Here is a 24,954-nt window from a genome sequence, read left to right as displayed (position 1 = left end):
GTTTTCTCGCTATTTCTCGCTATTTCTCGAAGTGGTGTGGCTTGGAGCGCCAGCGTCTCGACAAATGGTTGTGGCACGCGCGGGTGGTCAAAGCCCGCACCAGCGCGGCCGCGCTGGTGGAGGCCGGTCATGTCCGAATCAATGGCGCGCGCGAAAAGGCGCCCGGCCATGCGGTGAAAGCCGGCGATGTGCTGACGATCGGGCTCGATCGCACCGTGCGCATTCTAAAAGTCATCGGATTTGCGCCGCGGCGGGGCGATGCGTCGGCGGCGCGCGGGCTCTATGTCGATTTGCAGGACCGGCCGGAGTAGTTCCTTGTTTCCAAGGCCATTCCGCCGGCGCAGGATGGCCTGGAAAGCCTCTCGCGGGGCCTGTTGCTTGACTTGCGGCTGCGCAGTTCCTGCGCTACGCAAACCCCAGAAAATTACTGATCAAAATTGACCGTTCCGGAGCCCTGGATGACTTACGTCGTCACTGAAGCCTGCATCAAATGCAAATATACCGATTGCGTTGAAGTCTGCCCCGTAGACTGCTTCTACGAAGGCGACAACATGCTGGTGATCCATCCGGACGAATGCATCGATTGCGGGGTGTGCGAGCCCGAATGTCCCGCCGACGCGATCAAGCCGGATACCGAGCCGGGCCTGGAAAAATGGCTCGAGGTGAATACCGAATACGCCAAGAGCTGGCCGAATATCACCCAGAAGAAGGAATCCCCGGCCGACGCCAAGGATTTCGAGGGCATGGAAGGCAAGTTCGAAAAATATTTTTCTCCGGCCCCTGGTACCGGCGACTGACCCAGGCGGGGTCTTTTTGGCTGACGGGGCCGAGGCAGTTACTGTCTTTTCCACCCATCGGCTTAACCCTAATCGCCGTGATGTGGCCGAAATGGCCTTCAATGGGCCCCGGACGGGGCATAAACCATTGATTTTCGCAGGAAATGTGCTATATTGGGCACATTAACAAGCCGAACCCGTCAGCCCGCTTGATGGCCCCAATGGGTTCCCGTGAAAACATCGAACAGGGGCGTGGCAGTTCCGCGCGCAGGCTGTGTCACAGAAAACGCGTAAAAAGAGTGTTTCGAAGGGTTCCAAAAAAGCCGCTGCGGTAAGCCGTAGTGCAACCAAGAGCCGTGCCCGGACTTCTCCCAAGGAATTCCGGAAAGCCACCAAGGCCCCGGCTGCAAAATCCTCAAAGAACAAAAGAAGCGAAATGCCAAACAAGACTGCAAAAACTGCCGCGAAAGCGACCGTTTCGAAGGCTCCTGCTTCGAAGATCGCTGCTCCCAAGACCACCGCTCCGAAGATCGCCGCTCCCAAGGCAGCGGTCGCGTCCAAGCCTGTCGTTGCCGCCAAGCCTGCCGTCAAGCCGGTGGCGGTGGCTCCGCGTGTCGAGGAGCCGAAGAAGCCCCTGACCCAGCGTCAGGGCTTCAAGACCAACGAATTCGTGGTTTATCCCGCGCATGGCGTTGGCCAGATCCTGGCGATCGAAGAGCAGGAAATCGCCGGCGCCAGGCTTGAACTGTTCGTGATCAATTTCATGAAGGACAAGATGACGCTGCGGGTGCCGACCGCGAAAGTCGCCAATGTCGGCATGCGCAAGCTGTCGGATCCGGCGCTGGTCAAGCGCGCGCTGGAAACGCTCAAGGGCCGCGCGCGCGTCAAGCGCACGATGTGGTCACGCCGGGCGCAGGAATACGAGGCCAAGATCAATTCGGGAGATATCGTCGCGATCGCCGAAGTGGTGCGCGATCTGTATCGCTCGGACTCGCAGCCCGAACAGTCCTACAGCGAACGTCAGCTCTATGAAGCCGCCCTCGACCGCCTGTCGCGGGAAATCGCCGTGGTCCAGCATGTGACGGAAACCGAGGCGGTGAAGGAAATCGAAGGCCAGCTCGCCAAGAGCCCGCGCCGCGGTGCCAAGGCCGAGACCGAAGTCGAGGCCGACGGTGAAGCGGATGGCGACGCCGATGCCGATGGCGACGATGCCGCCGTCGCGGATGAAGCCGCGTAAGCCACCGATCGATCCACGATCCCTGACAATCAAAAGCCCGGTCGAAAGACCGGGCTTTTTGTTTGTTGTGATGGCGAAATCCATCAGCGAGTCGTCCCCGCGCACGCGGGGACCCCTAGCGTGAGCGCAACGCGCTCATCGCGGCGCCGTGTCGCTTGTTGTGAGACTCGCTGTTTAACGACCTTGCTTAACCGCTGACGCCGGTGGTTATGGGTCCCTGCTTTCGCAGGGACGACGATCTGAGACTAGCGCGATCGCTATATTTGCGAGCTCGCAGCCCACGTCCGCTCAGGATCATTCGCGTCGATATTGCGTGGCGGTGGCTTCACGCTCTCGGCTATTCGGGGGGTGAGCCCGAAGACAACGCCGATAGCAGCGGCTGCAACGCCTCGCGCACGCGCTCGATCACGGGCGCATAATCGCGGCTCTGGTTCTGCCTGAACAGGCGCACACTTCCATACCACGGACTATCGTCGCGGCCGAGCAGCCAGCGCCAGTCAGGTGTGTAGGGCAGAAGGATCCAGGTTGGACGGCCCAGCGCGCTGGCGAGATGGGCGACGCCGGTGTCGACCGTGATCACGAGATCGAGGCAGCTCATGAGGGCCGCGGTCTCCGCGAGGTCGGTGAGTTGCGCGGTCAGGTCGATGATGCCTGTCCGCTCGAGCTGCGCCCTGTCGTCCGGCCTGGGGTCCTTCTGCAGGCTGACAAAAGCAGCGTCGAGATCGAGCAGGCCCGACAGCTTCCGGAGCTGTAACGACCGGTTGTAATCGTTCCAGTGTTTCGGATTGCCGGACCAGGTGAGACCCACCCGCAGCTTGCGGCGCGGGCCAAGGGGATTCTGGAGGGTATTCTGGAGGCGATTCTCCCAAGCCTGGATGCGTGCCTGCGCGGGCCGCGGCAGATAGACGTCGGCCGGGATCGTCTCGAGCCGCGTTCGGAACGCGAGTGGCAGGCTGCAGATCGGACAGTGCAGGTCGAAGGCGGGCAGTGGGTCCGATTTTACCAGGAGCCGGGAGACGCCGGACAGTCCGGACAAGAGGGACGCGAGCGGGTCGTCCACCCACAAAATGACCCGCGCGCCGCGCGCGGCCAGCAAGGGGATGTAGCGCGCGAACTGGATCGTATCGCCCAGTCCTTCATCGGCAAACACCAGGATCGTCTTGCCCTCGATCGGACCGTGGCCGAGCCACATCGGTTGAGAGAGGTTCGGGTAGCCCTTGGTAACACGGGTCTTCCACCGTGCTTCACGCCCGACGAAGCCGGCCGCGAAATCGCCGGTCAGGAGTTGAAGCTCGGAGATCAGAAAGGTGATGTCGGCATTGCCGGGATCGGCCGCATTCGCCTGCGCGTAGACGGCAAAGGCTTCGTCAAGCCGCAGCAGCTTGGCGAGCGCGGCGGCCTTGCTGATCAGCACGGTGATGGAGCCCGGCAGCAGTCCAAGCGCCTTGTCGAACCACGGCAGCGCTTCCTCGTACCGGCCCAGCTTCAATAGCGCCGCGCCGATATTATTGCAGATCTCGGGACTGGCGGGGGTCTGCGCATGCGCCCGCGAACTGGCGGCCAAGGCTTCCTCGAACCTGCCGAGGTCGTGCAGCGCGAGACCGAGCTGTTCGAGCACCGTGGCGTTGTTCGGGTGCAATTGGTCGCTTAGCTCGAGGCAGGAAACGGCTTCCCCGATCCGGTTCAGGTCGCGCAGCAGAACGCCGCAGCGATAGGCGGCATAGGCGTGACGCGGGTTGAGCTTGAGCGCCTGCTGGTAGCTCGTCAACGCGTCCGCCGGCCGCTCCAGGTTCGCGAGCGCGTTGCCATGGTGCAGCCACGTATCGGCATCGTCGCGCGTGATCTTGACCGCCGCGTCGAACGCCTTGAAGGCTTCCCTGTGGAGTCCTTGCTGTGTGAGCGCGGTGCCGAGGCTGACGAGATACGCAGTCTTGGGATCTTGCCGGTTGGCGCGGGAGATCCATTCGATGGCGAGGTCGTATTGTTTGGCCTGCAGGGACAACAGGCCCATCAGGTGCAGGCTGTCGACGTGATGAGGGTCTGTCGCAAGCGCCCTCTCGCAGCACAGCTGTGCGTCGAGAGGGCGGCCGGCCTGCATGTGCCGGAGGCCGAGTTCATGGAGAGCCGACGGCGTTGAGCCGTCGGGACTTTTAGCGGTCTTCCTGGACTCACCGGCTGCCCGGCGTTCACGACGGTTCATATCGACGCATTTCGACCGCTTGAGATAGCTGCGGATAGCTGATTCTCGACTCGCGGTCGAGTTGCAGGTCTCGCTCCGAGTGTTGATGCTGACACAAAGTGGCAGCACTCCGTGATAGCCTTGACCCGCTTCACAACAGGGCGGCTCGATGTCACGCGCGCAGCGTCTACTCGATCTCATCCAGCACCTTCGCGGCTACCGCCGACCGGTCAGTGGTGCGGTGTTGGCCGGGGCGCTCGGCATTTCGCTCCGGACGCTCTACCGGGACATCGAAACGCTGAACGCGCAGGGGGCGCATATCGACGGCGAGCCCGGCGTGGGCTACGTCCTGCGCCCCGGCTTCATGCTGCCGCCTTTGATGTTTTCGGAAGAGGAGATCGAGGCGATCGTACTCGGCTCGCGGTGGGTGGCCGACCGTGCCGATGCGGCGTTGAGCGCCGCCGCGCGCAACGCATTGGCCAAGATCGCAGCGGTGCTGCCGCCGGACCTCAAAACCAGCCTTGATACGTCAAGCCTTCTGATCGGGCCGCGAAAGGCGATGGCCGCCGGTGACAGCGAATTGCCGGTCATCCGCCAGGCGATTCGGGGTGAGCGCAAATTGCGCATCCGCTATCTCGACAAAAGTGGCAGCGATTCACGGCGGACCATCTGGCCGTTCGCGCTGGGCTTCTTCGAGCGGGTGCGCATCGTCGTGGCGTGGTGCGAAATGCGCCAGGGTTTCCGCCACTTCCGGACCGACCGCATCAGCAAGGTGCAGGTCACGGACAAACGCTATCCGCGCCGCCGCCAGGTCCTGCTGAAGGATTGGCGCGCGGTCGAAGGAATTCCGGAACAATAGCCCGAAATCACTACTGACAGTTTTTGGCAGTGTCGTCTCCTAAACTGAACCTATCCCGGACACACGTTCCGGCAGCGACGTTCAATCAAGGGACCAGCGCCATGCCAAACTTCAATTTCGTCCTGCTCTATGTCGAGAACCCGCCGGCCAGCGCCAGCTTCTACGCCGATCTGCTCGGTCGGCCCGTCATTGACTCCTCCCCCACCTTCGCGATGTTGCCGTTGACGGATAGCGTGATGCTGGGACTGTGGTCGCGCAACACCGTCGAGCCCGCGGCCACCGCGCACGCCGGCGCCGGCGAAGTCGCGTTCACGGTCGCGGATGTCGCCGCCGTCACCTCGACATTCAACGACTGGAAGAAGCGCGGACTGACGATCCTGCAAGAGCCCGTGCAAATGGATTTCGGCCATACCTTCGTGGCGGCCGATCCCGACGGTCATCGCCTGCGCGTGTTCGTCCCCGGTGCCGCATGAGCCGGAACTGGGTCGCGGTGGCTTCCGCCGAGCATGTCCGGCTCGGCCGCGGTCAGGGATTCATGCAGGTCTGTCACGGCAAGGCCGCGCCGCTCAAACGTATCCAGCCCGGCGACAGGGTTGTTTACTACTCGCCGGCCACCGAGTTCCGCGGCAACGACCGACTGCAGTCGTTTACGGCGATTGGCGTCGTGCGCGACGGCTTGGCCTATCAGGCGGACATCGGCGGCGGTTTCTCGCCGTTCCGCCGTAGCGTCGACTGGCACACGGCCGAGGAGGCGCCGATCAAACCACTGGTCGGCAGGCTGCAATTCACGACAACGCGAAGTAATTGGGGATTTCAGTTGCGCTTCGGCCTGTTCGAAATTTCCGCGCACGACATGGCGATGATCGCGGCTGCGATGGACGCGTCCGCCCCATCTTCCGCAGGAACTTCCAGATCATATGGCCCGATCAGGGAAGAACTTCGCGATGAATCAAGACCTGCGGGTTAAGACTTGCGCGTCAAGACCTGGCCGTGGCGCGCGCCGCTGTGCGCGCCACGGTGCCAGGTCAGCGCGCCGTTGACGATGACAGCCTCGATGCCCTCGGCCTGTTCGGTCGGTGTATCGTAGGTGGCCTTGTCGATCACGGTCGCGGCGTCAAACACGACGACATCGGCATGCTGCCCCAAAGCGAGTGTTCCCCTGTTCGCCAGACCGTAGTTTTTCGCGGTCAGTCCGCTCATCTTCCAGACCGCGGTCTCCAGTGGAAACAGCCCCACATCGCGGCTGTAATGACCCAGAACCCTCGGAAACGTTCCCCAGAGTCTCGGATGCGGCTTGGTGCCGCCGGGCAGGCCGTCGGAGCCGACCATGGTCTCTTCGAAGGCCAGGATATTTCTGACATCGCCCTCATCCATGATGAAATAGATCGCGCTCGCCGGTTGCAGGCGCCGGGCCGCCTCCAGCCGGCTGACCTGCCATTCCCTGGCGATATCGGCGAGGTCGCGGCCGACATATTCCGGATGCTTTTCGCATTCGGCGATCAGGACACGGCCACGCAGCCTGACCTCGTCGGTATGCAGCATGGTCGAACTGGCCGCATAGGGATAACAGTCGAGCGCCAGGCACTGGCACTTCATCGCCGCCTGTATCAACGGCAAGGTCACGGCCGACTTGCCGAAATTCGCCTCGCCGATCAGCTTGTGATGGGAAATCACGACCGGTGCATTCAGCGCGCGGCCGATCTCGAAGGATTCATTCAGCGAGTCGACGCAGCCCTCCGCCTCGTCGCGCATATGGGTCGCGTAAACCGCGCCGGTGCCGGTGATGGGCCGGCAAACCTCGATCACTTCCTCGGTGGGAGCCATCGCCGCAGGCGGGTAGTAAGTGCCGGTGGAGACGCCGATCGCGCCGGCGTCCAGCGCTTCGACCAGTAAACCGCGCATCGCGGCGATTTCTTCCGATGTCGCGGCACGATCGAGCGAATCCATGGTCATCAGGCGCAGCGTCGTATGTCCGACCATCGCGGCGACGTTGACCGATGCCGGCGCGCGGCGCAACGCGTCCAGATAGTCGGAAAAATGTTCGAACGCGCGAGGAAACGTTTCGTCACCGGACTGACCCAGCAGACTCTGCGGCATCGGTCGCGGCAATTCCGGCTTGAGCGGGGCGAGGCTGATGCCGCAATTGCCTGTCACCACGGTGGTGACGCCTTGCGAAATCTTGAAGATCATGTCGGGGTCGGACAGCACCGCATGGTCGTCATGGGTATGGGAATCAATGAAGCCCGGCGCGACGATCTTGCCGCCGGCCTCCAGCGTCACCAGCGCCGGCGCGCCTGAGAGATCGCCGATGGCCGCGATCATGCCATCGCGGATGGCGACGTCTGCATCGAAGCGGGGCTGGCGCGTTCCGTCAATGACGGTTCCGCCGCGAATCAGGAGGTCGAAGGGGCGGGCCGTAGCGTCGGTCATGGCGAACTCCTGTGTTTATTTGGCGGCTGCAAGCTGGACAGCGACGGCCGAATCGCCGTCCGGCCGCCAGCCTGTGGCGATGACGGCTGACGTGACGGCAGACGCCAGCAAGAGACAGAACGCCGCAAGATATGACCCTCCGGTCGCCGCGATCAACGCACCCATGGCGACGGGAGCCACCGAGCCACCGATCTGTCCGCCGAAATTCATCAGTCCTGTCGCGCTGCCGATCAAGTGCTCAGGGAAGTGCCGCAGCGGCGCCGCGAAAACCGTAGCATAGACAAAGTTGAATGCCAGCAGCAGCAGCGTCCAATACATCAGCAGCAGATAAATCGAGGCCGTTATCATCATCAGCGCCAGAAATACGGCGCTGAACAACGCGCCGAGAACCATGAACAGCCGCTCGCGGCCCTTGCCGTGCTTGTCGAGCAGCAGGCCGACCACGTTGGTTCCGGCAAACGCGATCAGATTCGGGAGCATGGTCGCAAGACCGACCTGCTTTAGATCAACCCCCCAGGTCTGCATCAGGTATGACGGCATCCAGGACTGAACGCCGATATACAGCAGACTGGTAAAAGACCAGATCGCCGTCAGCTTCCACGCCATCGAGGTTCGGAGCAGCGACCCCCACATCTGACGCGGTCGGCTGGCGGCGCGCTCGCGCTGTGCGGTGATGCCGCCGCGCAACGCAAACCAGAGCACCAGCGCGACGGCAAAGCCGGCGGCGCTGAGAATGTGAAACGATCCGCGCCAGCCGAGCCAGGCGACCGTGGCGCCAATCAGGCCCGCGCCGGCGGCATTGCCAAGGAACACGGTGGAGATCAGGAACGACTTCGCCCGCGCTCGTTCCGGCTTTGGAAACACCTCGGCTATTGTAACCGAACTGGCCGGAGGAAAACTGCCCTCGCCGACGCCGAACATAAAGCGAATCGCCAGCAGCGAAGCGAACGACCAGGCCAGGCTGGTGGCGCTGGTAAATACCGACCACATCACGATGCACAGCACGACAACGATGCGCGAGCCGTAGCGATCCGACAGCCAGCCGCCCGCCAGTTGCATCAGCGCATAGCTGACATAAAATGCACTCAGCAGCATGCCGGCCTGGCGCGGATCGAGGGCGAGCTCGTGACTGATCGGGATGATCGCAACGCTCATCAGGATGCGATCGGCATATCCGACTGCCCAGGCCAGAAACAGTCCAGAAAGACAAGCCATCTTTTGCGATCTGGAAAAGCCCGACCCCACGAAATCCCCCTGATGCGAGACAACTGGATTTGATGGTTCAGTTGCGCCAGACTGCCGGTCTGGTTGGACGCGACTGTAGATGTCGCCGCTTTGGCACGCCCAATGAAAAGAGAAGCCCGTGATATAACCATGGGTTATAGGGGCGCTGCGGCATTGATGATGCAAATCACGCCAGCATTGAGCTGGACTGACATGTAACGCGCCGGGACCCCGCGTTACGCTCCGGAGGAAACAGGTGCGCCTGCGACACATCGAAGTTTTCAGCGCGGTCATGCTGACCGGCTCGACCAATGGTGCGGCCAAAATCCTCAACGTTTCGCAGCCGGCGGTGAGCAAAACCCTTCAACACGCCGAGCTGTCGGTCGGGTTTCCGCTGTTCCTGCGCAGCAAGGGAAAATTGGTGCCCACTCCGGAGGCGCTGCAGCTGCAACGGGAACTGGCACCCTTCGATGAGCAGCTCCGGCGCATCCGGCGGCTCGCCGCCAGTCTTTCGCATGGCTCGGTCCGGCCGCTGCGTATAGCGGCGACCCCCGCGCTCGCTCATCATTTGTTGCCACAAGCCGTGGCACGCTGGTGCCGGGCATTCCCGCAATCAAAATGCGATCTGTCGGTAGCCCACACACGGGAAATCGAGCAGGCGCTTTTGCTCAACGAAATCGAGATCGGCCTGACGATGCGTCCGGTCTCGCATCCCAACCTCGTGCTCACGCCGCTGCGAAGTTGCAGCCTGTGCGCGATCGCGCCTGCCGGCTGGTGGCCCGATAAACTGCTGAACCGCCCGTTGCGGGCCGAGGAGCTGATGGGTCAACCCCTCATCACCATCGATGCCGATGATTACCTCGGCGGCATCCTGTCCAACTGGCTGGAGGATGCCGGAGCCATCCCCAAAAGTGCCATTTCGGTACAGACCTATACCCTGGCCAAGTCGCTGGTGCAGGCCCGTGTTGGCATCGCGCTGGTCGACGGGTTCACAGCCAACTATCCGCCTGGCGCCTCGGACATCCAGGTGCGGCCGGTGGAGCTTGCCTCCAGCCTGAATGTTTATGCCCTGACCCAGCACGAGCGCCCGCCACCGCGCGCCGCAGACCGTCTGATGAAGTTCCTGCGTCAGGTGAGCTAGGGCAGCATCGCCATTCATGGTCGGCGAGATATAACCCGCGTTTATATCCCGTGTGCCGAACGATATTGGACGTTCCCGGGGCATTTGAAGAAAGTGGCGACCTGTTCATCAGGAGCTTCACTGGGCCATGCATGCCATCGTACTCGGCGCCGGCGTCGTCGGACTGACCACGGCCTGGTATCTGCAGGCCGACGGGCATCAGGTCACCGTCATCGAGCGCAACGACGATGTTGCGAGCGAGACCAGCTTTGCCAATGGTGGTCAGCTTTCCTATAGCTACGTCGCTCCGCTGGCCGCCCCCGGCGTGCTTTCAAAACTGCCGAACTGGCTTTTGCGGCGGGATTCGCCGGTTCGCTTCCGTCCCCGTGTCGATCTCCAGCAATGGAGCTGGCTGCTGCAATTCGCGCGCGCCTGCACCCTTCGTCAAAGCGAGCTGTCAACGCGACGTTTGCTTTCGCTGTCGTTTCTTAGCCGCGATCTGATGGACGAATTACTCGCGGGCGAGCCCGATTTGAGTTTTGATCACGCCAACGCCGGCAAGCTTGTGGTCTATCGGACGCGTGCCGCGTTCGATGCGGCGCGGCATCTGCTGGATTACCAGCGGTCGCTGGGGTGCGAGCAGGAAGCGCTGGAGGCTGACGCCTGTATTGCAAAAGAGCCGGCACTCGCCCATCTCGCCGGCCAGCTGCAGGGAGGCATCTTCACCGGCAGCGAAGACAGCGGCGACTGCTATCAATTCTGCGTGGGAATGATGCGCCTGTTACGCAGGCGTGGCGTCGCGTTCCGTTTCGGGACCACCGTCACCCAGCTGCGCCGGACGTCCGGACGGCGGGTCACGGCATCCGCTGATGACGAAGATCTTAAGGCGGATCACATCGTGATCGCCACCGGAGCGTCGAGTGTGCCGTTGCTCGCAACGTTGGGGATTCGCGTGCCGCTGTACCCGTTGAAGGGATATAGCCTCACGGCGCCGTTGGACGCGGGAGCGATCGCGCCGCGCATCAGCATAACAGACTATGAGCGCAAGATGGTCTATGCGCGTCTCGGAGACCGGTTGCGGATAGCGGGGATGGCCGACATCACCGGCCGGCGCGCCGATATGGATCCTCGACGGGTCGCCACGCTCCGCGCCGAAGCCACCGCGATGTTCCCGGGGGTTGCCGACTTCGACAAAGCGGTCGCATGGTGCGGACTTCGTCCCGCGACGCCGAAGGGCCTTCCGATCATCGACCGGACACCGTTCGGGAATCTCTGGTTGAACATCGGGCAGGGCGCGCTTGGATTTACGCTGGCGCTGGCGTCCGGGCGCCTGATCGGCGACCTCGTCTCGGGCCGCCAATCGGCGATTTCACGCGAGGGGTTCGGGTTAGCCGACACCTGACGCGATTTTGTTGCCGTGATTTATCAGCGAGTCGTCCCGGCGTGCGCAGGGACGACGAAACGAAATCAATCCACCACGATCTTCACGCGGTCGCGGGCCTTGACCTGGGCGTGGGCGTCGAGCCCGTTGAGGATGCGAAAGCGCTCCACCGGACGGTCGAGTCCGGCCATGTGGTGCGACAGCGATTCCACGGTGTCGCCGGGCTGCACGTTGATCACCTTGATGCGCAGCGGCCGCGCCGCCTGAATTTCCTCCAGCGTCAGCCGGCGGAAGGAATTCACGGTTTCGCGGGCGTTGCGGTCGCTTTCGGTGGTCTTCTGCTTGGCGGCGAAGATGAAGCGGTAGACGTCGCTGCCGAAGCGCAGCGCATAGACCTTGAATTGCCATTGATCGCCATGGGCGGTCACGGCGGCGGCCGGAAAACCGCCAATGGTCAGATCCTCGGTCGAGGCCTTGTCGACATTTTCCATCCAGCCCGAATTGAGATAATCGCCGAGCGTCTGTTCCGCCGGCACCCGCACCACATCGAAGCGCATCGCCTGCGTACCGCCGTCGCGCACGCCGATCACGGCCTGCGCGGTATTGTCCAGCGTGAAGGTTTCGGGGGCGGCGAAGGTGAAGCCGAGCTTGGGATGCAGGAAGCGCCGGCCGCGCACGAAGCCCTCGCTCGGATCCTCGCCATAGACGATGTTGTCGATCGCGGCGAGATAGGTTTCGCGATCGCGTTCGTTGTTTTCAGGCGAGGAATACTGCCGCGCGTTGTTCTGCGCGTTCTCGACGCGCTCGGGCGTCGCCGGGTGCGACGACAGGAAGTCCTGGGCGCGCGGATCGACCGAGTTCTTGCCGGCTTTCAGTTCGGCGTTGCGCTCCATCGCGGTCAGGAAACGCGCCGCGCCGAACGGATCGAAATGCGCGCGCGCCGAAATGCCGACGCCGATGCCGTCGGCCTCGAATTCCTGGGCGCGCGAAAAGCTCGCCATCGTCAGTTTGGTCTTGGCCAGCGCCAGCGCGGTCAGGTCGGGATCGTTGCCCATCTCGGTGACGACCCGGGTGACGACGGCGGCCTGGCGCGCCTGGTCCTCGCGGATCGAGGCGTGTTTGGCCAGCACATGCGCCATCTCGTGGCTCAGCACCGACGACAGTTCCGAGGTGTCGCAGGCCAGCGCGATCAGGCCGCGCGTGACATAGAGCTGGCCGGTCGGCAGCGCGAACGCATTGACCGCGCCCGAATTGAGGATCGTCACCTTGTAGGCCTGATCGGGACGATCCGATGCCGCCACCAGCCGGTCGACGGTCTTGCCGATCAGGGCTTCCAGCTTGGGATCGTCATAGGCGCCGCCATAGGAGGACAGGATTCGCTCATGCTCTTTTTCGGCGGCGGGACTTTGCGCGACCGTGCGGTTGGGCTTGGCCGGATTGGCCGCCGTCGGGGAGGACCCGGCCTGGAACCGGCTGATATCGCCGCAGGCGGCCAGCATGAAACCGGCGCACAGCAGGGCCGGCGCAGCCCAAAGGCGGCGGCTCATCCATTTCCCGTGCCGTCCCGCACCACCAGCCAATTCAGCTACTCGTCAGAGTTCCGCGAGCTAATTCCCGCCAAGCATTTCAATCTGCCCCACCCGGAGCACTTCAATTCGCGGCCCGCCCCGTGCCTCGATCCAACCGCGAACACGAATCCGTCGATTCTCGAGCGACTTAAGGGAGATGCCGGCCGCCTCGAAACTGGGTAGCACGCGCCTTGAAATAGTCACAGCAAAGTCCCGTGTCCAGTTCCGCCCGAAATTCACGTAAGTCGTTGCCCCGGCCTGCCGGACCGACAAAACCTTGCCCTCGACCACCATAAACCGCCCGATCCCGGCCAAAATATCGCCCGGACTTTCCGTGTTTTTTATGGCCGCCGGGTCGGCCCAAATGCCGCGTTTGGCCTCACGCGCCGCCGCCTCGGCGGCCATCAGCGCCGCGGCGCAGTCCTTGTCGGTCACCATCGCCGACACCAGCGCTTCACCCTGCGCCAGCAGTTCGCTCTGCACCAGCGTCTCCGTGGGCGAATTTTCGGACGCGGCGAGAAACACGAAAGCGGCTTGGCGGCCATAGCGATCGGGCGTGTCGTCATCGGCGCGCAATATCACCTCGCGTCCGGTCAGGATCGCCGACAGCGCCGGCGCGCGGCTCGCCGCTGATGTCTCCGGCACCACCGGCTCGATGCCGGCGAGGCGGATCTCGCGGCCATCTTGCAGGCGAAAGGTGCGCGCATCGATGATGGCAGCGACATGGCCATCCCCTTGCGCCTCAAACGCGCATCCCGCAGCAATAGCCGAACCGGCGGGAGCGACAACAAGTGTGAAGCCGCATAGCGCCAGCGCGGCAATTCTCATTTGGCGATAAGCTCCCTGATCGCGCGAACCAGCTTTTTCTCGTCGCCCTCGAAGCTCTCGATCATCGCTTCGAGCATGACGTCAGGATCAAACGCTTCAAGATCGAGCGGATGGCCGGCATTGTCGGCCAGCATCGCAAGGAAGGTCAATTGGGTGCGCCCGTTTCCTTCGCGGTAGGCGTGAATTGCATTCAACTCGGAGAGGAAATGCGCCGCTTGGGCCGAGAACTCATCAGGTTGAAGGTTTTCAAGAAAGTTATTGGCTTTCAGTTCCGCAAACAGCTTGCCGGCCTGGGCCGCGATATGCTCGGGATAACAAAACGGGTTGCCCTGCTTCGATATACGCACTGTGCGCACTTGGCCCGCCCAAGCATAGACGTCTTGAAACAGGTGATGGTGGACGGCGCAATAGTGCTCAAAATCAAGCTCACCTTCGGGCAATGGCTCACCCGATCGCGCGTTGGAGATTTCGGCCTCGTAAGCGTCCAGATCGCCCTGATCGCGCAAATCGAGCTTGTTTACGAGAACCGTTGAATTCTCGTAAGTGTACGGATCATCGATCGCGTCATACATGCCCGGCGCGCTCAGGCCTTGCGATAAGATCGGACTATGGTCTGGCGATACTCCTCGGCAGACAATCCCTTGCGCTCCGCGTCGCTCGCCCTTTTTTTCATGATTGGCGTCAGTCGGATACCCTCAACGGCGCTAATTTTCCCGAAGTTGTCGCGGCCAATGACAAACCCGCCCTTTTTCTTGACCTTCGAACCTGATCGCTTCGATTTCGACATGCTCCAAATCTAGCATAGTTCGGCTCGGCTCGCACCTTCCGCTTTGCGGAATATAGGCGGGGTACAAGGCGGTTGCATGCTGCCATGATCGGGTGCCGCCCGGCGCGGCTTGCCGCTGCGCATCGCTTGCGGCATGATTGCGGCAACAGCAATAGCGGCCGCCCGGCCATGCGGCAGGTCGTCAGGGAGGCTTCATGAACAGCATGAAACGCGTTTTTGCCGGCGTTCTCGCCACCATGCTCGCGGCCGCCGCCTCCGCGGCGATGGCGCAAAGCAAGCCTCCGCTCAAGCTCGGCGGCATCCTCGACATGTCCGGGCTTTATGCCGACATCACCGGCCCCGGCAGCGAGACGGCCGCCAAAATGGCGGCGGAAGATTTTGGCGGCGAAGTGCTGGGCCGCAAGATCGAGATCCTCGCCGCCGATCATCTCAACAAGGCCGATCTGGCCGCCAACATCGCCCGCGACATGCTCGACAATCAGGGCGTCGAGATGATCTGGGACGTCGCGGCCTCGGCGACCGCGCTGGCCGCCGGCGAGATCGCCAAGGCCCGCAACAAGATCATCATGTTCTCCGGGCCCGGATCGATCCGGCTCAGCAACGAAGCCTGCGGTCCCTATACCGTGCATTATGTGTTCGACACCTTCGCGCAGGCCAACGTCACGGGTCTGGCCGCCGTCAAGCAGGGGCTCGATACCTGGTTCTTTCTGACCGCCGATTACGCCTTCGGACAGGATCTCGAAAAGGACACCACCAATGTGGTGCGCAAGGCCGGCGGCAAGGTGCTGGGCGGCGTTCGTCACCCGCTCAACACGTCGGATTTTTCGTCCTATCTGCTGCAGGCGCAGAGCTCGAAGGCCAAGGTGATAGGGCTCGCCAATGCCGGCGGCGACACCATCAACGCCATCAAGCAGGCGGCCGAGTTCGGAGTGATGAAGGGCGGCCAGAAACTGTCGCCGCTGCTGGCCTTCGTGACCGATATCGACAGCGTCGGCCTCGAGACCGCGCAGGGGTTGCTGCTGACGGAAGCGTTCTACTGGGACCTCAACGATGAAACCCGCGCGTTTTCCAAGCGCTTCATGGACCGGATGAAGCGGGTGCCGACCGGGGCGCAGGTCGGCGTCTATTCGTCGGTCCTGCATTACCTCAAGGCGGTCAAGGCCGCGGGCACCACCGACTCGGCCGCCGTCATGAAGATCATGAAGGACACCCCGATCAACGACGTGTTCGCCAAGAACGGCCGGATCCGCGAGGATGGCCGCATGGTGCACGACATGTATCTGTTCGAGGTCAAGAAGCCTTCGGAATCCAAAGGACGCTGGGATGATTACAAGCTGCTCGCGACCGTTCCCGGCAATGAGGCGTTCCAGTCGCTGGAATTGTCGCGTTGCCCGCTGGTGAAGAAATAACGAAAGACGCGAACGCGCGAAGTTAAGGAAGCCGTCATTCCGGGGCGATGCGCAGCATCGAGCCCGGAATCTCGAGATTCCGGGTCTGGTCCTTCGGACCATCCCGGAATGACGGGACAAAAACCAACAACAACGAAAGCAAAAACCCATGAACGACATCGTCCTGCAAAACCTCGAATACGGCCTGCTCACGATCACCATGAATCGTCCCGACCGGCGCAATGCGCTCAATCCGGATATGACGCTGGGTCTGGTCGCAGCGGCGCGGCGCGCGGCGGAGGATCACGAGGTCCGCGCCGTTTTGCTCAAGGGCGCGGGCGGCACGTTCTGTGTCGGCGGCGACGTCAAATCGATGGCGGAGGGACGGGCGCCGCTATCGTTCGAAGCCAAGATGACCAATCTGCGGCGCGGCATGGAAGTCTCCCGCATCCTGCACCAGATGCAGAAGCCGGTGGTGGCGCAGGTTGATGGCGCGGCGGCGGGCGCCGGGTTGTCGATCGCGCTGGCCTGCGATCTGCGCGTCGCCTCGGCGTCGGTCAAGATCACCACCGCCTTCGCCAAGGTCGGTCTGTCCGGTGATTACGGCGGCACTTATTTTCTCACGCATCTGCTCGGCAGCGCCAAGGCGCGCGAGCTTTATCTGCTGTCGCCGGTGCTGACCGCCCAGGAAGCGCTCGCGCTCGGCATCGTAACGCGGGTCGTTGCCGATGCCGAGGTCGAAGCCGCGGCGCATGAGCTGGCGATGTCGCTGGCGCAGGGACCGTCGGTGACGCTGGGCTATATCAAGCGCAACATCAACAATGCCGAGCATCTGTCGCTGGAAGCCTGCTTCGACGCCGAGGCGATCCATCACTCGCGCGCCGGCGAGACCGCCGATCATAAGGAAGCCGCCAAGGCGTTCGTTGAAAAGCGCAAGCCGGTGTTTCAGGGGCATTGAAAATGACGGGCTATCTGCGGCTGCGGCAAATCTGCCTGGTGGCGCCGCGGCTCGAGCCCGTGATCGCTGATATATCGGAGATCATGGGTCTCAAAATCTGCTACCGCGACGGCAACGTCGCCAAATATGGCCTGGAGAACGCGCTGCTGCCGGTCGATACCGTTCTGCTGGAAGTGGTGGCGCCGTTGCAGCCCGGCACCGCGGCGGGGCGCTTTCTCGACAAGACCGCTGGCCGCGGCGGCTACATGGCCATCTTCTGCTGCGATGATCCGGACGCGCGCGGACGGCACGCCGAGAGCATCGGCGTGCGCATCGCCAACGTGATCGATCACGCGCCCTATCACGGCGTGCAGCTGCATCCGCGCGATTGCCGCGCGGCGTTCATCGAATTCAACCACACCGACGGCAGCGACGATATTCTCGGCCCCTATCCCCCGGCCGGTCCGGACTGGCAGCGATCGATCCGCAAGGATGTCACGCAGGCCCTGACCGGCGTCGAGATGGCAAGCCCGCAGCCGCGGGCGCTGGCCGCGCACTGGGGTCGAATCATCGGGGTGTCCGTCACCGAAAATGAAAGCGGCGAGCCAGAGCTGAAACTGCCCAATGGCTGCTTCCGCTTCATCAAGGGCGACAGCGAGATCATGAGCGGTCTCGATTTTCGGGTAGCCGATGTCGCTGCCGTGCGTGATGCCGCGAAGAACAGAGGCTGCGCGGTATCAGGCGATTCGTTTGGACTCGGTGGAGTGATGTTTCATCTGGCGGGGTGAGGTCGGGCGGGTTCCATCAACGGGTCGTCCCGGCGAACGCCGGGACCCATAACCACAGGCCGTCATGATGAAAGAAGGTGTTTGACACCGCCTCTCAATCGATAAGCCGCGGCGTATGGGTCCCGGCGTTCGCCGGGACGACGTAGATTTACGTGCCGTCATTTCGGGACGACATCTTTTAAAATTCAACGCCTCTTTTAGAACTCACCTTCCCCTGAAATTCGCGGCGCGGCGCTCGGAGGTGGCTTTGACGCCTTCCTTGAAATCTTCGGTGGCGCGCAGGCGGGTTTGTTCTGATAGTTCGTGGGTGGTCGCGGCCATGACGCGGTCGGCGAGGCCGGCGCGCATGGTGGCGCGGGTCGACAGCAGTCCCAGCGGCGAGCACTCGGCGATTTCCTGCGCGAGTTTCATCGCGGCAGCGCGAACCTGATCCTGCGGCACGCATTCATTGGCGAGGCCCATTCGATAGGCTTCTTCGCCGGTCACGCGCCGGCTGGTGTAGAAAATCAGTTCGGCATTGTTCTTGCCGACCAGTTCGGGAAGCGTCGCGGTCAGCCCGAAGCCGGGATGAAATCCAAGCTTGGTGAAATTGGCGGCGAAGCGCGCCTCGGGGCAGGTGACGCGGAAATCCGCCGATACCGCGAGTCCGAGCCCACCGCCGATGGCCGCGCCATGGACGGCGGCGACGATCGGCTTCTTGTTGCGGAAGATCCGCACCGCCTGGACATAGAGATGGCTGATCTGGCCGAGGCCGGTGGCCGGATCGGATTTTTCGCGCGCCTCCTGCTCTTGTCTGGCCGGATCGTTGAAATTGGCGCCGGCGCAGAACGCCTTGCCTTGCGCCGCCAGCACCACCGCGCGCGCTTCCGGATCATTGTCGATATCGGTCAGCGCATCGGCGATCTGGTTGATCAGCGAGATGTCGAAGAAATTCAGCGGCGGCCGCTGGATCTCGATCGTGGTGACGTGGCCGGTCTTCTCGACGCCGATGTCCGTGAATTTTGTCATGATGATCCTCGATTGAAATGATTCTAGTAGCGCTAGCGCAGTCCAGGCCGCGCGCCTAGCGCAGTCCAAGCCCGCGCGCGATGATGCCGCGCAGCACCTCGGTGGTGCCGCCCTGGATCGTCAGCTTGGGCGCGGTCTTGATCGCGAAGTCCAACTGCTGTTCCAGTGTCGCGTGGTTCGACGCATCGGGATCGACGAAGGCGGCGAGGTCGCGAACCCGGTGCGGCAATTGCTGCTCCCAGATCGTGCCGATGTCCTTGACGATCGAGGCTTCGACCACCGGTTCCTTGCCGGCATGCAGCATGCCCGCGACCGACACCGACATCCGCCGCATGGTATGGAGCTGCGCGACCAGCCGTCCGATACCCTCCGCGCTGCGGGTGTCGGGGTCTTTTCCGACCGCGCGCACCAGTTCGGTCAGCACATAATAGGTTTCGAGAAAACGCTCCGGCCCGCTTCGCTCATAGGCGAGTTCGCTGGTGGCCTGTTTCCAGGCGCCGTCGATCTCGCCCAGCACATGATCGTCGGGCATGAAGGCGTCGGTAAACACCACCTCATTGAATTCGAATTGCCCGGTGATCTGGCCGATCGGATTGACCTGGATGCCCGGAATCTTCATGTCGACCAGGAACTGGGTCAGGCCGTGGCGGCGGTTCTCCTTGGTGGACGGCGAAGTGCGGAAAATCGCGATCATGTAGTCGGCGATATGCGCCGACGAGGTCCAGATCTTGGTGCCGTTGATCAGCCAGCCGCCGTCGGTCTTGGTGGCCTTGGTCTTGGCCGCGAACAGGTCGGAGCCGGAATTCGGCTCGCTCATGCCGATCGCGAAACAGACCTCGCCGCGGCAGATCCGCGGCAGGATGTCCATCTTGATGCGCTCGGGCGCGTATTTCAGCAGCACCGGGCCGCTCTGCCGGTCGGCGACGAAGAAGCGCCGGGTCGGCGCGTTGGCGACGCGCATCTCTTCGGTGACCACATAGCGTTCAAGGAAGGTGCGCTCGTGACCGCCATATTTCTTCGGCCAGGTCATGCCGAGCCAGCCGCGTTCGCCGACCCGGCGGGAGAATTCCGGCGCGTCGCTGTCTTCACGGTTGGGCTTGTGCGGATCGAAGGTGCCCGCGGCGATTTCGTCGGCAAGAAAGGCGCGCACTTCCTTGCGCAGCTGTTCGCATTCGGGCGGCAGGCGGATCGGATCGAAACGAAGGGCTGCGGTCATTTTTTTAGTTCCGGCTTTCGTGCAAGCAAACTTCAGGCAAATTTCGTAAGGGGTCAGCGCGACGCCACCAGCGGCCATAATTCGTCGGCGCCGCGCGCGGCGATCATCTTGCCGAGTTCCACGGCCCAGTAGCTCTCGGAGCCGAAATCGTCGCGCCAGGCCAGCGCGCGCAAACTGTAGCGATGCAGGATGTGCTCGATGGTGAAGCCGATCGCGCCATGCACCTGATGGGCGATCGCGCCACCCTTTTCGGCGGCCTCCGAACAGCGGATCTTCGCCGAGGCCGCTTCGAGAAATACCGCCTCATCGAAACTCTTGCAGTTGGCGATGGCGTCCGCCGCCGAGGTCGCAGCGGCCAGCGCTGCCGCCGACTCGCCGGCAAGCTTGGCCAGATTGTGCTGCACCGCCTGGAATTTCGAAATCTTCTTCTCAAAGGCGACGCGCTCGTTGGAGTAGCGCACGCTGATGTCGAGCATCGATTCGAGGCTGCCAGCAATCTGCAGGCTGCGGGCAACACCGCCCATCAGCATCAGCGCGGTGCGATCGAAGCCCTTTGGCGCCGGCTTGATCGCGACCGGATGCACGTTGCTGAAGGTCACGGTGTCGCTGCCGTCGCCGCCGAGATTGAGACCGGCCTCGATCCGGCAGGCGCCGGCCTCGACCAGCGCGATCGAAAGGCCGCCGTTTCCCTGCGCCAGCACCGCGATATGCTTGGCATCCCCAGCGAAGGGAATGCCGCGCGCGCGTCCGGACAGGGTGCCGTCGGCGCCGACCGTGAGACGGTCCTTCGGGCCGGCGGGCGCCACCGTCATGGCGCCTTCGGGTGAGGTGATTTTCGCCTGCGACAACAGCCATCCCGCCAGCATGGTTTCGGCGAGCGGCACCGCCAGCGCGAAACGGCCGGCCGCACCGAGCACGCTGAAACCTTCGGCGAGACTGGCACCGGAACCGCCGCATTCCTCGGAAACCCATGACAAGGGCAGCCCGGCCTGCGTCAGGGCCTGCCAAAGCGGCGCTTTCCAGCCGCCTTTCTTGTCGTGGTTGACGGTTTGCGGGTCGGCGAGATCCGCGAATATCTTCTCGGCGGTTTCAGCGACAATATTCTCAACTTCCGTCAAGGCGTTCCTCGTTTTCAGCCTGCACCTGCAAGCGCGGCCATTTGCCGGGCTGCGGTGCGGTATTTTCTTGCTGGCCATGATGAGGAAAAGCCACAGCCATGACAAGCGCCGATGTCCGCGGGGCGACCTGCAAGGGTGGCATGCACCCGCGGGTCTGTCAGGACCAATTCTGCATAGCGACTAATTCCGCATGGCGGAGTTTCGCGGATTTGCGGGCATTTCCCGGCGCGATATGGTAGATCGCCGCTGCAGCGGAATGCTCAATGAAGATTAGAGGAAATGCGGATGTCGAAGGATGGTTTGTGCGTGATTGTAACGGGGTCTGCGTCCGGTCTGGGCGCCGCGACCGCAGCCATTCTGGCCAGGAATGGCGCGCGCATCGTCGTCAATTATTCCTCCAGCCAGAAGGAGGCCGAACAGACCGCCGATCTGTGCCGCAGCGCGGGCGGCGAGGTGGTTGTCGTGCAGGGCGATGTGTCCCGCGATGAGGATTGCCGCAAGATCGCCGCGGCCGCCGCGCCCTGGGGGCGTCTCGATGCGCTGATCAACAATGCCGGCACCACCAAGCACATGGCGCATGACAATATGGACGGCCTGTCGGCGGAGGATTTCCAGCGCATCTTCGGCGTCAACACGATCGGACCGTTCCAGATGGTGCGGGCCGCAAGGTCGCTGCTGGAAGCCGGCGCGACGGCCTCGGGCCGTGCCTCCACGGTCGTCAACGTGTCGTCGGTCGCCGGCATCAGCGGCGTCGGCTCTTCGGTCGCCTATGCCGCGAGCAAGGGCGCGCTCAACACCATGACGCTGTCGCTGGCGCGCGCTTTGGCGCCGCTGATCCGCGTCAACACCGTCTGTCCCGGCTATATCGACACGCCGTGGTTCACCAAGGGCCGCGGCGTCGACGGCGCGGCCAAGGTCCGCGATTCCGTGGTGTCGAAAGTGCCGCTCAAACGGGCCTCGACCGCGGAAGACGTCGCGGGCCTGGTCTGCTTCCTCGCCACGCCGGCCTCGAGCAACATGACCGGCGAGATCGTCCGGATGGACGCGGGCGCGCACCTCATCGCATGAGGTTTGTCATTCCGGGGCGATGCCAACGGGTCCGCGCGAAGCGCGGCCCGATGACAGGCTCCGCATCGAACTCCGATGTGCAATGCACATCGGAGAATCTCGAGATTCCGGGTTCACGCTTCGCGCGCCCCGGAATGACGGAGCTTATTTGCGGCCCATGTCGGCAATGACGCCGCTTGCCACCAGCCGGTTCCAGATGAACAGCACCACCAGCGCGCCGATGGTCGCGGTGATAAAGCCCGCGCCCTCACCCGGGCTGTAGTGCCCGATGGCCTGGCCGATCGCGGTCGCGAGAAACGCGCCGACGATGCCGAGCACGGTGGTCAGGATGAATCCGCTGGGATTATTCGGACCCGGCGACAGCAGCCGGGCGATAATTCCCGCGACGAAGCCGACGATGATGATCCAGATAATGCCGCCCATGATGGTCGTCCTCTTTCTCAAAAAAACCGGGTTTAAAATGCTCTCGCAGATCGGCCCCTCACAGGCGGCCGGATACTTCGTCTTCGGTCGGCAGCCGTCCGTCCGGCGTCAGATGGTTGATCACGTCGGGCAGATGCTGGCTGAGGCCGGAGAGCAGCTCGTCGCGCGACAGGCCGCTTTGCGACATCAGGCTGTTGATCTGGTCGGCGCCGAGCGCATTGGCGAGATCGCCGGGCGCGATCTGCTTGTTGGGGCCGGGGCTCACCCACGAATTGGCGGTTTCGCCATGGCCGCTCTGCTGAAATTGCTTGAGCAGGTCGCCCAGTCCGCCGCTGATCACGCTGCCGGCGGCGCCGCCCGCGAGCAGGCCGCCGAGCCCGCCCTTGAGAACATCGCCAAGGCCGCCACCAAGAGCACCACCGAGGCCGCCACCATCCGCCATTCCGCCGCCCGCGGGCGAGGGGGCCGGCGCTGTGCCACTCTGGCCGCCGCCAATATGCTTGACGGCCTTGTAGGCCAGCAGGGCGAGGATCGCCATGGTCATCGGCGACATCCCGCCGCCGCTTTGCGCGCTCGGAGTGCTCGGGCCGCGCGGGCCGTTCTGCATTCCGTTGAGTATGTCGAGTAAGCCCATCGTTATCTCCTGCCGCGTGCCTGCCCCACCTCGCAAAACATACCGGCGCGTTGTGACGGTTACAAGGCGCGGGCGGCGTCGCGGCGCTCTCGCCCTTCGGCGCGCGCTGGCCGCCAAAGTCTGCTATCGAATCCTGTCAGGATAGGGGTCAGGGGTGGGGATGGCGGGATGATCCGGGACAGGCTGATCGCCGTAGCCGGGGCCGGCAGCATCGGCTGTTTTGTCGGCGGCATGCTGGCGGCCGCCGGAGCCCGCGTGGCGTTGCTGGCGCGCCCGCGCGTGATCCAGGAAATTCAGGACCATGGCCTCAGGCTGACCAGCTTCGAGGGTTTCGAGCGGCAGATCGCACCGGGCCAGCTGACACTGTCCGAGGATCCGCGAATTCTTGCCGATGCCGGCGTGGTGCTGGTGACCGTCAAAAGCGCCGATACGCCCGGGATCGCCGAGCTGATCGCGCGGCATGCGCCTTCCGATGCGGATGTCGTCAGTCTGCAGAACGGCGTCGGCAATGCGTCGGTGCTGCGCGAACGAATGCCCGGACGACGCGTGCTGGCGGCCATGGTGCCGTTCAACGTGGTCGCTCCGGCTCCGGGGCGATTTCATCGCGCCACCTCCGGCGACATCATCATTGAGCAGGACGATGCCGGCACCGCGGCCCGGCTTTCGGTGCCCGGGCTGACGATGCGCCCGACCGCTGACATCGCCGGCGTGCAATGGGGCAAGCTGCTGGTCAATCTCAACAACGCGCTCAACGCGCTGGCCGATCTGCCGCTGCGTGAGCAGTTGGCGCAGCGCGCCTGGCGCCGGCTGTTCGCCGATCAGATCGCCGAAGGGCTGGCGGCGATCAAAGCGGAGGGCATCAGGCCGGTGTCGGCGACACCGGTCCCGGTGTCATGGATGCCGCATCTGCTGCGGCTGCCCGACGCGGTGTTCGCTGACATCGCCGACCGGCGCCAGCTGCAGGTCCCGCTGTCGCGGCGCGTCAAAGCCCTGATCAGGCGCGCCGAGGCCACAGGCCAAGGCTCGCCGAAGCTGACGCCGGAGCAGATCCGTTCAGATCTCCAAGTCCGTTCAGACTTTATTAAGCATTGATTCCCATCCACGCTAAAAATGTAACGATGTAAGTAGAATTTAGCGAAGGATTGGCAGCTATGATCCCGCGCGTCCCCGATATTGCGACAGGACTGGTTTCACATGGCAAAGGCTGGATTTGCAGCTCGTCTGACGGCGCTGCTTCGTCGTTTCCGCAGCAATTCAAACGGCAATATCGCCGTCATCTTCGCGTTGGCCCTGCTTCCGATTTTGACCGCGATCGGAAGCGCCACCGACTATTCGATGGCGAGCCGGATGCGGGCCAAGATGCAATCGGCGGCGGATGCCGCGGCCGTGGCCTCGATTTCCCAGAACTCGTCCGGCTTTATCGCCGCGGCCGCCATGACCGGCAACGGCTCGGTCTCGGCCGGCGTGACCGATGCCACCAACATCTTCAACGGCAATTTGAATGCGGTTGGCGGCTATAACAACCTGTCGCTCACCGCCACCGTCACCAAGACCGGTGCGACGCTGAGTTCCATCGTGAATTACAGCGCCACCGTGCCGGTGGTGTTCATGAAGGTGCTTGGATATCAATCCCTCAGCATCTCCGGCACTTCCCAAGCGAGTTCTTCGCTGCCGCTGTATCTCGATTTCTACATGACGCTGGATGTCTCGGGATCGATGGGCCTGCCGTCGACACCGTCCGAGGCCGTGCGGCTGCAGAGCATCAGCCCGGATAACTACGTCCAGTACCCCACCGGCTGTACCCTGGCCTGCCATTTTGCCCCGCAAAACAGCGCGTGCGTCGATCCCCCCGTCACTTCTCCTACCAATCCCCCGGCCAATCCCCCCACCAACTCCTCGTATACCCAGCAATACAATACGAACAGTTATTGCATGGGCTATGTGTATTAGCGCCTCGGCCAGACCGCGCTTTCCAACCTCATCAA

At 63.1% G+C, this 24,954-nt stretch carries 26 protein-coding genes; 14 read left to right on the top strand and 12 right to left on the bottom strand.

Going from position 1 to position 24,954, the window contains the following annotated elements; translation table 11 throughout:
* Nucleotides 1–41: 41 nt before the first annotated feature.
* The 3 genes from ABR948_RS04055 (at nt 42) to ABR948_RS04045 (ending at nt 2,013) form a co-directional block, all read left to right on the top strand.
* Entirely contained in the window at nt 42–311 is a 270-nt protein-coding gene (locus ABR948_RS04055; RefSeq protein WP_428114152.1) for an RNA-binding S4 domain-containing protein, read from the top strand.
* Nucleotides 312–458: 147 nt separating this feature from the next.
* Nucleotides 459–797 carry a ferredoxin FdxA gene (gene fdxA / locus ABR948_RS04050; RefSeq protein ID WP_159005189.1) on the top strand — a complete coding sequence of 113 codons (339 nt, stop codon included), beginning with the start codon at nt 459–461 and terminating at the stop codon, nt 795–797.
* 415 nt (nt 798–1,212) lie between these two features.
* On the top strand, nt 1,213–2,013 hold the full coding sequence (locus tag ABR948_RS04045) for a CarD family transcriptional regulator (protein ID WP_428114151.1): 801 nt from the start codon (nt 1,213–1,215) through the stop codon (nt 2,011–2,013).
* Between the two features lie 337 nt (nt 2,014–2,350).
* Here ABR948_RS04045 and ABR948_RS04040 read toward each other — a convergent pair whose 3' ends face one another.
* A complete protein-coding gene (locus ABR948_RS04040) occupies nt 2,351–4,213 on the bottom strand; it encodes a tetratricopeptide repeat protein (RefSeq protein WP_428114150.1) in 1,863 nt (620 codons plus the stop codon).
* 148 nt (nt 4,214–4,361) lie between these two features.
* Between ABR948_RS04040 and ABR948_RS04035 the strand changes: the two genes are divergently transcribed.
* The 3 genes from ABR948_RS04035 to ABR948_RS04025 all read left to right on the top strand — a co-directional run bounded on the left by ABR948_RS04035 (nt 4,362) and on the right by ABR948_RS04025 (nt 6,018).
* Nucleotides 4,362–5,051: a helix-turn-helix transcriptional regulator gene (locus tag ABR948_RS04035; RefSeq protein ID WP_428114149.1), complete on the top strand. Its 690-nt coding sequence runs from the start codon at nt 4,362–4,364 to the stop codon at nt 5,049–5,051.
* Nucleotides 5,052–5,152: 101 nt separating this feature from the next.
* The gene (locus ABR948_RS04030; RefSeq protein ID WP_428114148.1) at nt 5,153–5,524 is read left to right on the top strand and encodes a VOC family protein; all 372 of its coding nucleotides are present in this window, start codon (nt 5,153–5,155) and stop codon (nt 5,522–5,524) included.
* Nucleotides 5,521–6,018, top strand: coding sequence for an EVE domain-containing protein (locus tag ABR948_RS04025; RefSeq protein ID WP_428114147.1), 498 nt, complete (start codon nt 5,521–5,523; stop codon nt 6,016–6,018). The genes ABR948_RS04030 and ABR948_RS04025 overlap by 4 nt, the downstream gene beginning before the upstream one ends.
* On the opposite strand, the gene ABR948_RS04020 is transcribed toward ABR948_RS04025, so the two are convergent.
* Both ABR948_RS04020 and ABR948_RS04015 read right to left on the bottom strand, forming a co-directional pair.
* Complete coding sequence (locus tag ABR948_RS04020; RefSeq protein WP_428114146.1) at nt 6,015–7,481, bottom strand: N-acyl-D-amino-acid deacylase family protein; 1,467 nt, start codon at nt 7,479–7,481, stop codon at nt 6,015–6,017. The genes ABR948_RS04025 and ABR948_RS04020 overlap by 4 nt on opposite strands.
* 15 nt (nt 7,482–7,496) lie before the next feature.
* Nucleotides 7,497–8,696, bottom strand: a complete 1,200-nt coding sequence (locus tag ABR948_RS04015; protein ID WP_428114145.1) for an MFS transporter — start codon at nt 8,694–8,696, stop codon at nt 7,497–7,499.
* Between the two features lie 265 nt (nt 8,697–8,961).
* On the opposite strand from ABR948_RS04015, the gene ABR948_RS04010 reads away from it, so the two are divergent.
* A complete protein-coding gene (locus ABR948_RS04010; protein WP_428114144.1) occupies nt 8,962–9,846 on the top strand; it encodes a LysR family transcriptional regulator in 885 nt (294 codons plus the stop codon).
* Between the two features lie 127 nt (nt 9,847–9,973).
* Entirely contained in the window at nt 9,974–11,227 is a 1,254-nt protein-coding gene (locus ABR948_RS04005) for a D-amino acid dehydrogenase (protein ID WP_428114143.1), read from the top strand.
* A 65-nt stretch (nt 11,228–11,292) separates the two neighbouring features.
* Here ABR948_RS04005 and ABR948_RS04000 read toward each other — a convergent pair whose 3' ends face one another.
* From ABR948_RS04000 to ABR948_RS03985, 4 genes are read right to left on the bottom strand one after another with little or no spacing between them, the layout of a single operon-like run.
* Nucleotides 11,293–12,753, bottom strand: a complete 1,461-nt coding sequence (locus tag ABR948_RS04000; RefSeq protein WP_428114142.1) for a M48 family metalloprotease — start codon at nt 12,751–12,753, stop codon at nt 11,293–11,295.
* Between the two features lie 60 nt (nt 12,754–12,813).
* Complete coding sequence (locus ABR948_RS03995) at nt 12,814–13,602, bottom strand: thermonuclease family protein (protein ID WP_428114141.1); 789 nt, start codon at nt 13,600–13,602, stop codon at nt 12,814–12,816.
* Nucleotides 13,599–14,174, bottom strand: coding sequence for a Fic/DOC family protein (locus tag ABR948_RS03990; protein ID WP_428114140.1), 576 nt, complete (start codon nt 14,172–14,174; stop codon nt 13,599–13,601). Before ABR948_RS03990 ends, ABR948_RS03995 begins: the two co-directional genes overlap by 4 nt.
* An 11-nt stretch (nt 14,175–14,185) precedes the next feature.
* On the bottom strand, nt 14,186–14,389 hold the full coding sequence (locus ABR948_RS03985) for a hypothetical protein (RefSeq protein WP_428114139.1): 204 nt from the start codon (nt 14,387–14,389) through the stop codon (nt 14,186–14,188).
* Between the two features lie 203 nt (nt 14,390–14,592).
* Between ABR948_RS03985 and ABR948_RS03980 the strand changes: the two genes are divergently transcribed.
* The 3 genes from ABR948_RS03980 (at nt 14,593) to ABR948_RS03970 (ending at nt 17,502) form a co-directional block, all read left to right on the top strand.
* Complete coding sequence (locus ABR948_RS03980; protein WP_428114169.1) at nt 14,593–15,798, top strand: ABC transporter substrate-binding protein; 1,206 nt, start codon at nt 14,593–14,595, stop codon at nt 15,796–15,798.
* 148 nt (nt 15,799–15,946) lie between these two features.
* Nucleotides 15,947–16,735, top strand: coding sequence for an enoyl-CoA hydratase (locus tag ABR948_RS03975; protein ID WP_428114138.1), 789 nt, complete (start codon nt 15,947–15,949; stop codon nt 16,733–16,735).
* 2 nt (nt 16,736–16,737) lie between these two features.
* Entirely contained in the window at nt 16,738–17,502 is a 765-nt protein-coding gene (locus ABR948_RS03970) for a VOC family protein (RefSeq protein WP_428114137.1), read from the top strand.
* Between the two features lie 204 nt (nt 17,503–17,706).
* Here the strand turns inward: ABR948_RS03970 and ABR948_RS03965 are convergent, their stop codons facing one another.
* Genes ABR948_RS03965 through ABR948_RS03955 form a run of 3 tightly spaced genes read right to left on the bottom strand, consistent with a single transcriptional unit; the run spans nt 17,707 to nt 20,844 of the window.
* Nucleotides 17,707–18,510 carry an enoyl-CoA hydratase/isomerase family protein gene (locus tag ABR948_RS03965; RefSeq protein ID WP_428114136.1) on the bottom strand — a complete coding sequence of 268 codons (804 nt, stop codon included), beginning with the start codon at nt 18,508–18,510 and terminating at the stop codon, nt 17,707–17,709.
* 55 nt (nt 18,511–18,565) lie between these two features.
* On the bottom strand, nt 18,566–19,726 hold the full coding sequence (locus tag ABR948_RS03960) for an acyl-CoA dehydrogenase family protein (protein WP_428114135.1): 1,161 nt from the start codon (nt 19,724–19,726) through the stop codon (nt 18,566–18,568).
* A 53-nt stretch (nt 19,727–19,779) separates the two neighbouring features.
* On the bottom strand, nt 19,780–20,844 hold the full coding sequence (locus ABR948_RS03955) for an acyl-CoA dehydrogenase family protein (protein ID WP_428114134.1): 1,065 nt from the start codon (nt 20,842–20,844) through the stop codon (nt 19,780–19,782).
* 285 nt (nt 20,845–21,129) lie between these two features.
* Between ABR948_RS03955 and ABR948_RS03950 the strand changes: the two genes are divergently transcribed.
* The gene (locus tag ABR948_RS03950) at nt 21,130–21,912 is read left to right on the top strand and encodes an SDR family NAD(P)-dependent oxidoreductase (RefSeq protein ID WP_428114133.1); all 783 of its coding nucleotides are present in this window, start codon (nt 21,130–21,132) and stop codon (nt 21,910–21,912) included.
* Nucleotides 21,913–22,056: 144 nt separating this feature from the next.
* Here ABR948_RS03950 and ABR948_RS03945 read toward each other — a convergent pair whose 3' ends face one another.
* Both ABR948_RS03945 and ABR948_RS03940 read right to left on the bottom strand, forming a co-directional pair.
* Entirely contained in the window at nt 22,057–22,335 is a 279-nt protein-coding gene (locus ABR948_RS03945) for a GlsB/YeaQ/YmgE family stress response membrane protein (protein ID WP_428114132.1), read from the bottom strand.
* Nucleotides 22,336–22,393: 58 nt separating this feature from the next.
* Nucleotides 22,394–22,969: a YidB family protein gene (locus ABR948_RS03940; RefSeq protein ID WP_428114131.1), complete on the bottom strand. Its 576-nt coding sequence runs from the start codon at nt 22,967–22,969 to the stop codon at nt 22,394–22,396.
* Nucleotides 22,970–23,137: 168 nt separating this feature from the next.
* Here ABR948_RS03940 and ABR948_RS03935 point away from each other — a divergent pair, with 168 nt between their 5' ends.
* Together ABR948_RS03935 and ABR948_RS03930 are read left to right on the top strand one after the other, a co-directional pair.
* Nucleotides 23,138–24,061 (top strand): 2-dehydropantoate 2-reductase, encoded by a 924-nt coding sequence (locus ABR948_RS03935; RefSeq protein ID WP_428114130.1) that lies wholly within the window; start codon nt 23,138–23,140, stop codon nt 24,059–24,061.
* Between the two features lie 102 nt (nt 24,062–24,163).
* Nucleotides 24,164–24,919, top strand: coding sequence for a TadE/TadG family type IV pilus assembly protein (locus ABR948_RS03930; RefSeq protein WP_428114129.1), 756 nt, complete (start codon nt 24,164–24,166; stop codon nt 24,917–24,919).
* Nucleotides 24,920–24,954: the final 35 nt, after the last annotated feature.

The sequence above is a fragment of the Bradyrhizobium sp. genome (genome assembly GCF_050014615.1).
Lineage (GTDB): Bacteria > Pseudomonadota > Alphaproteobacteria > Rhizobiales > Xanthobacteraceae > Bradyrhizobium.
The sequence above is the reverse complement of the archived record's forward strand: the minus strand, read 5'-3'. Positions and strand labels throughout refer to the sequence as shown.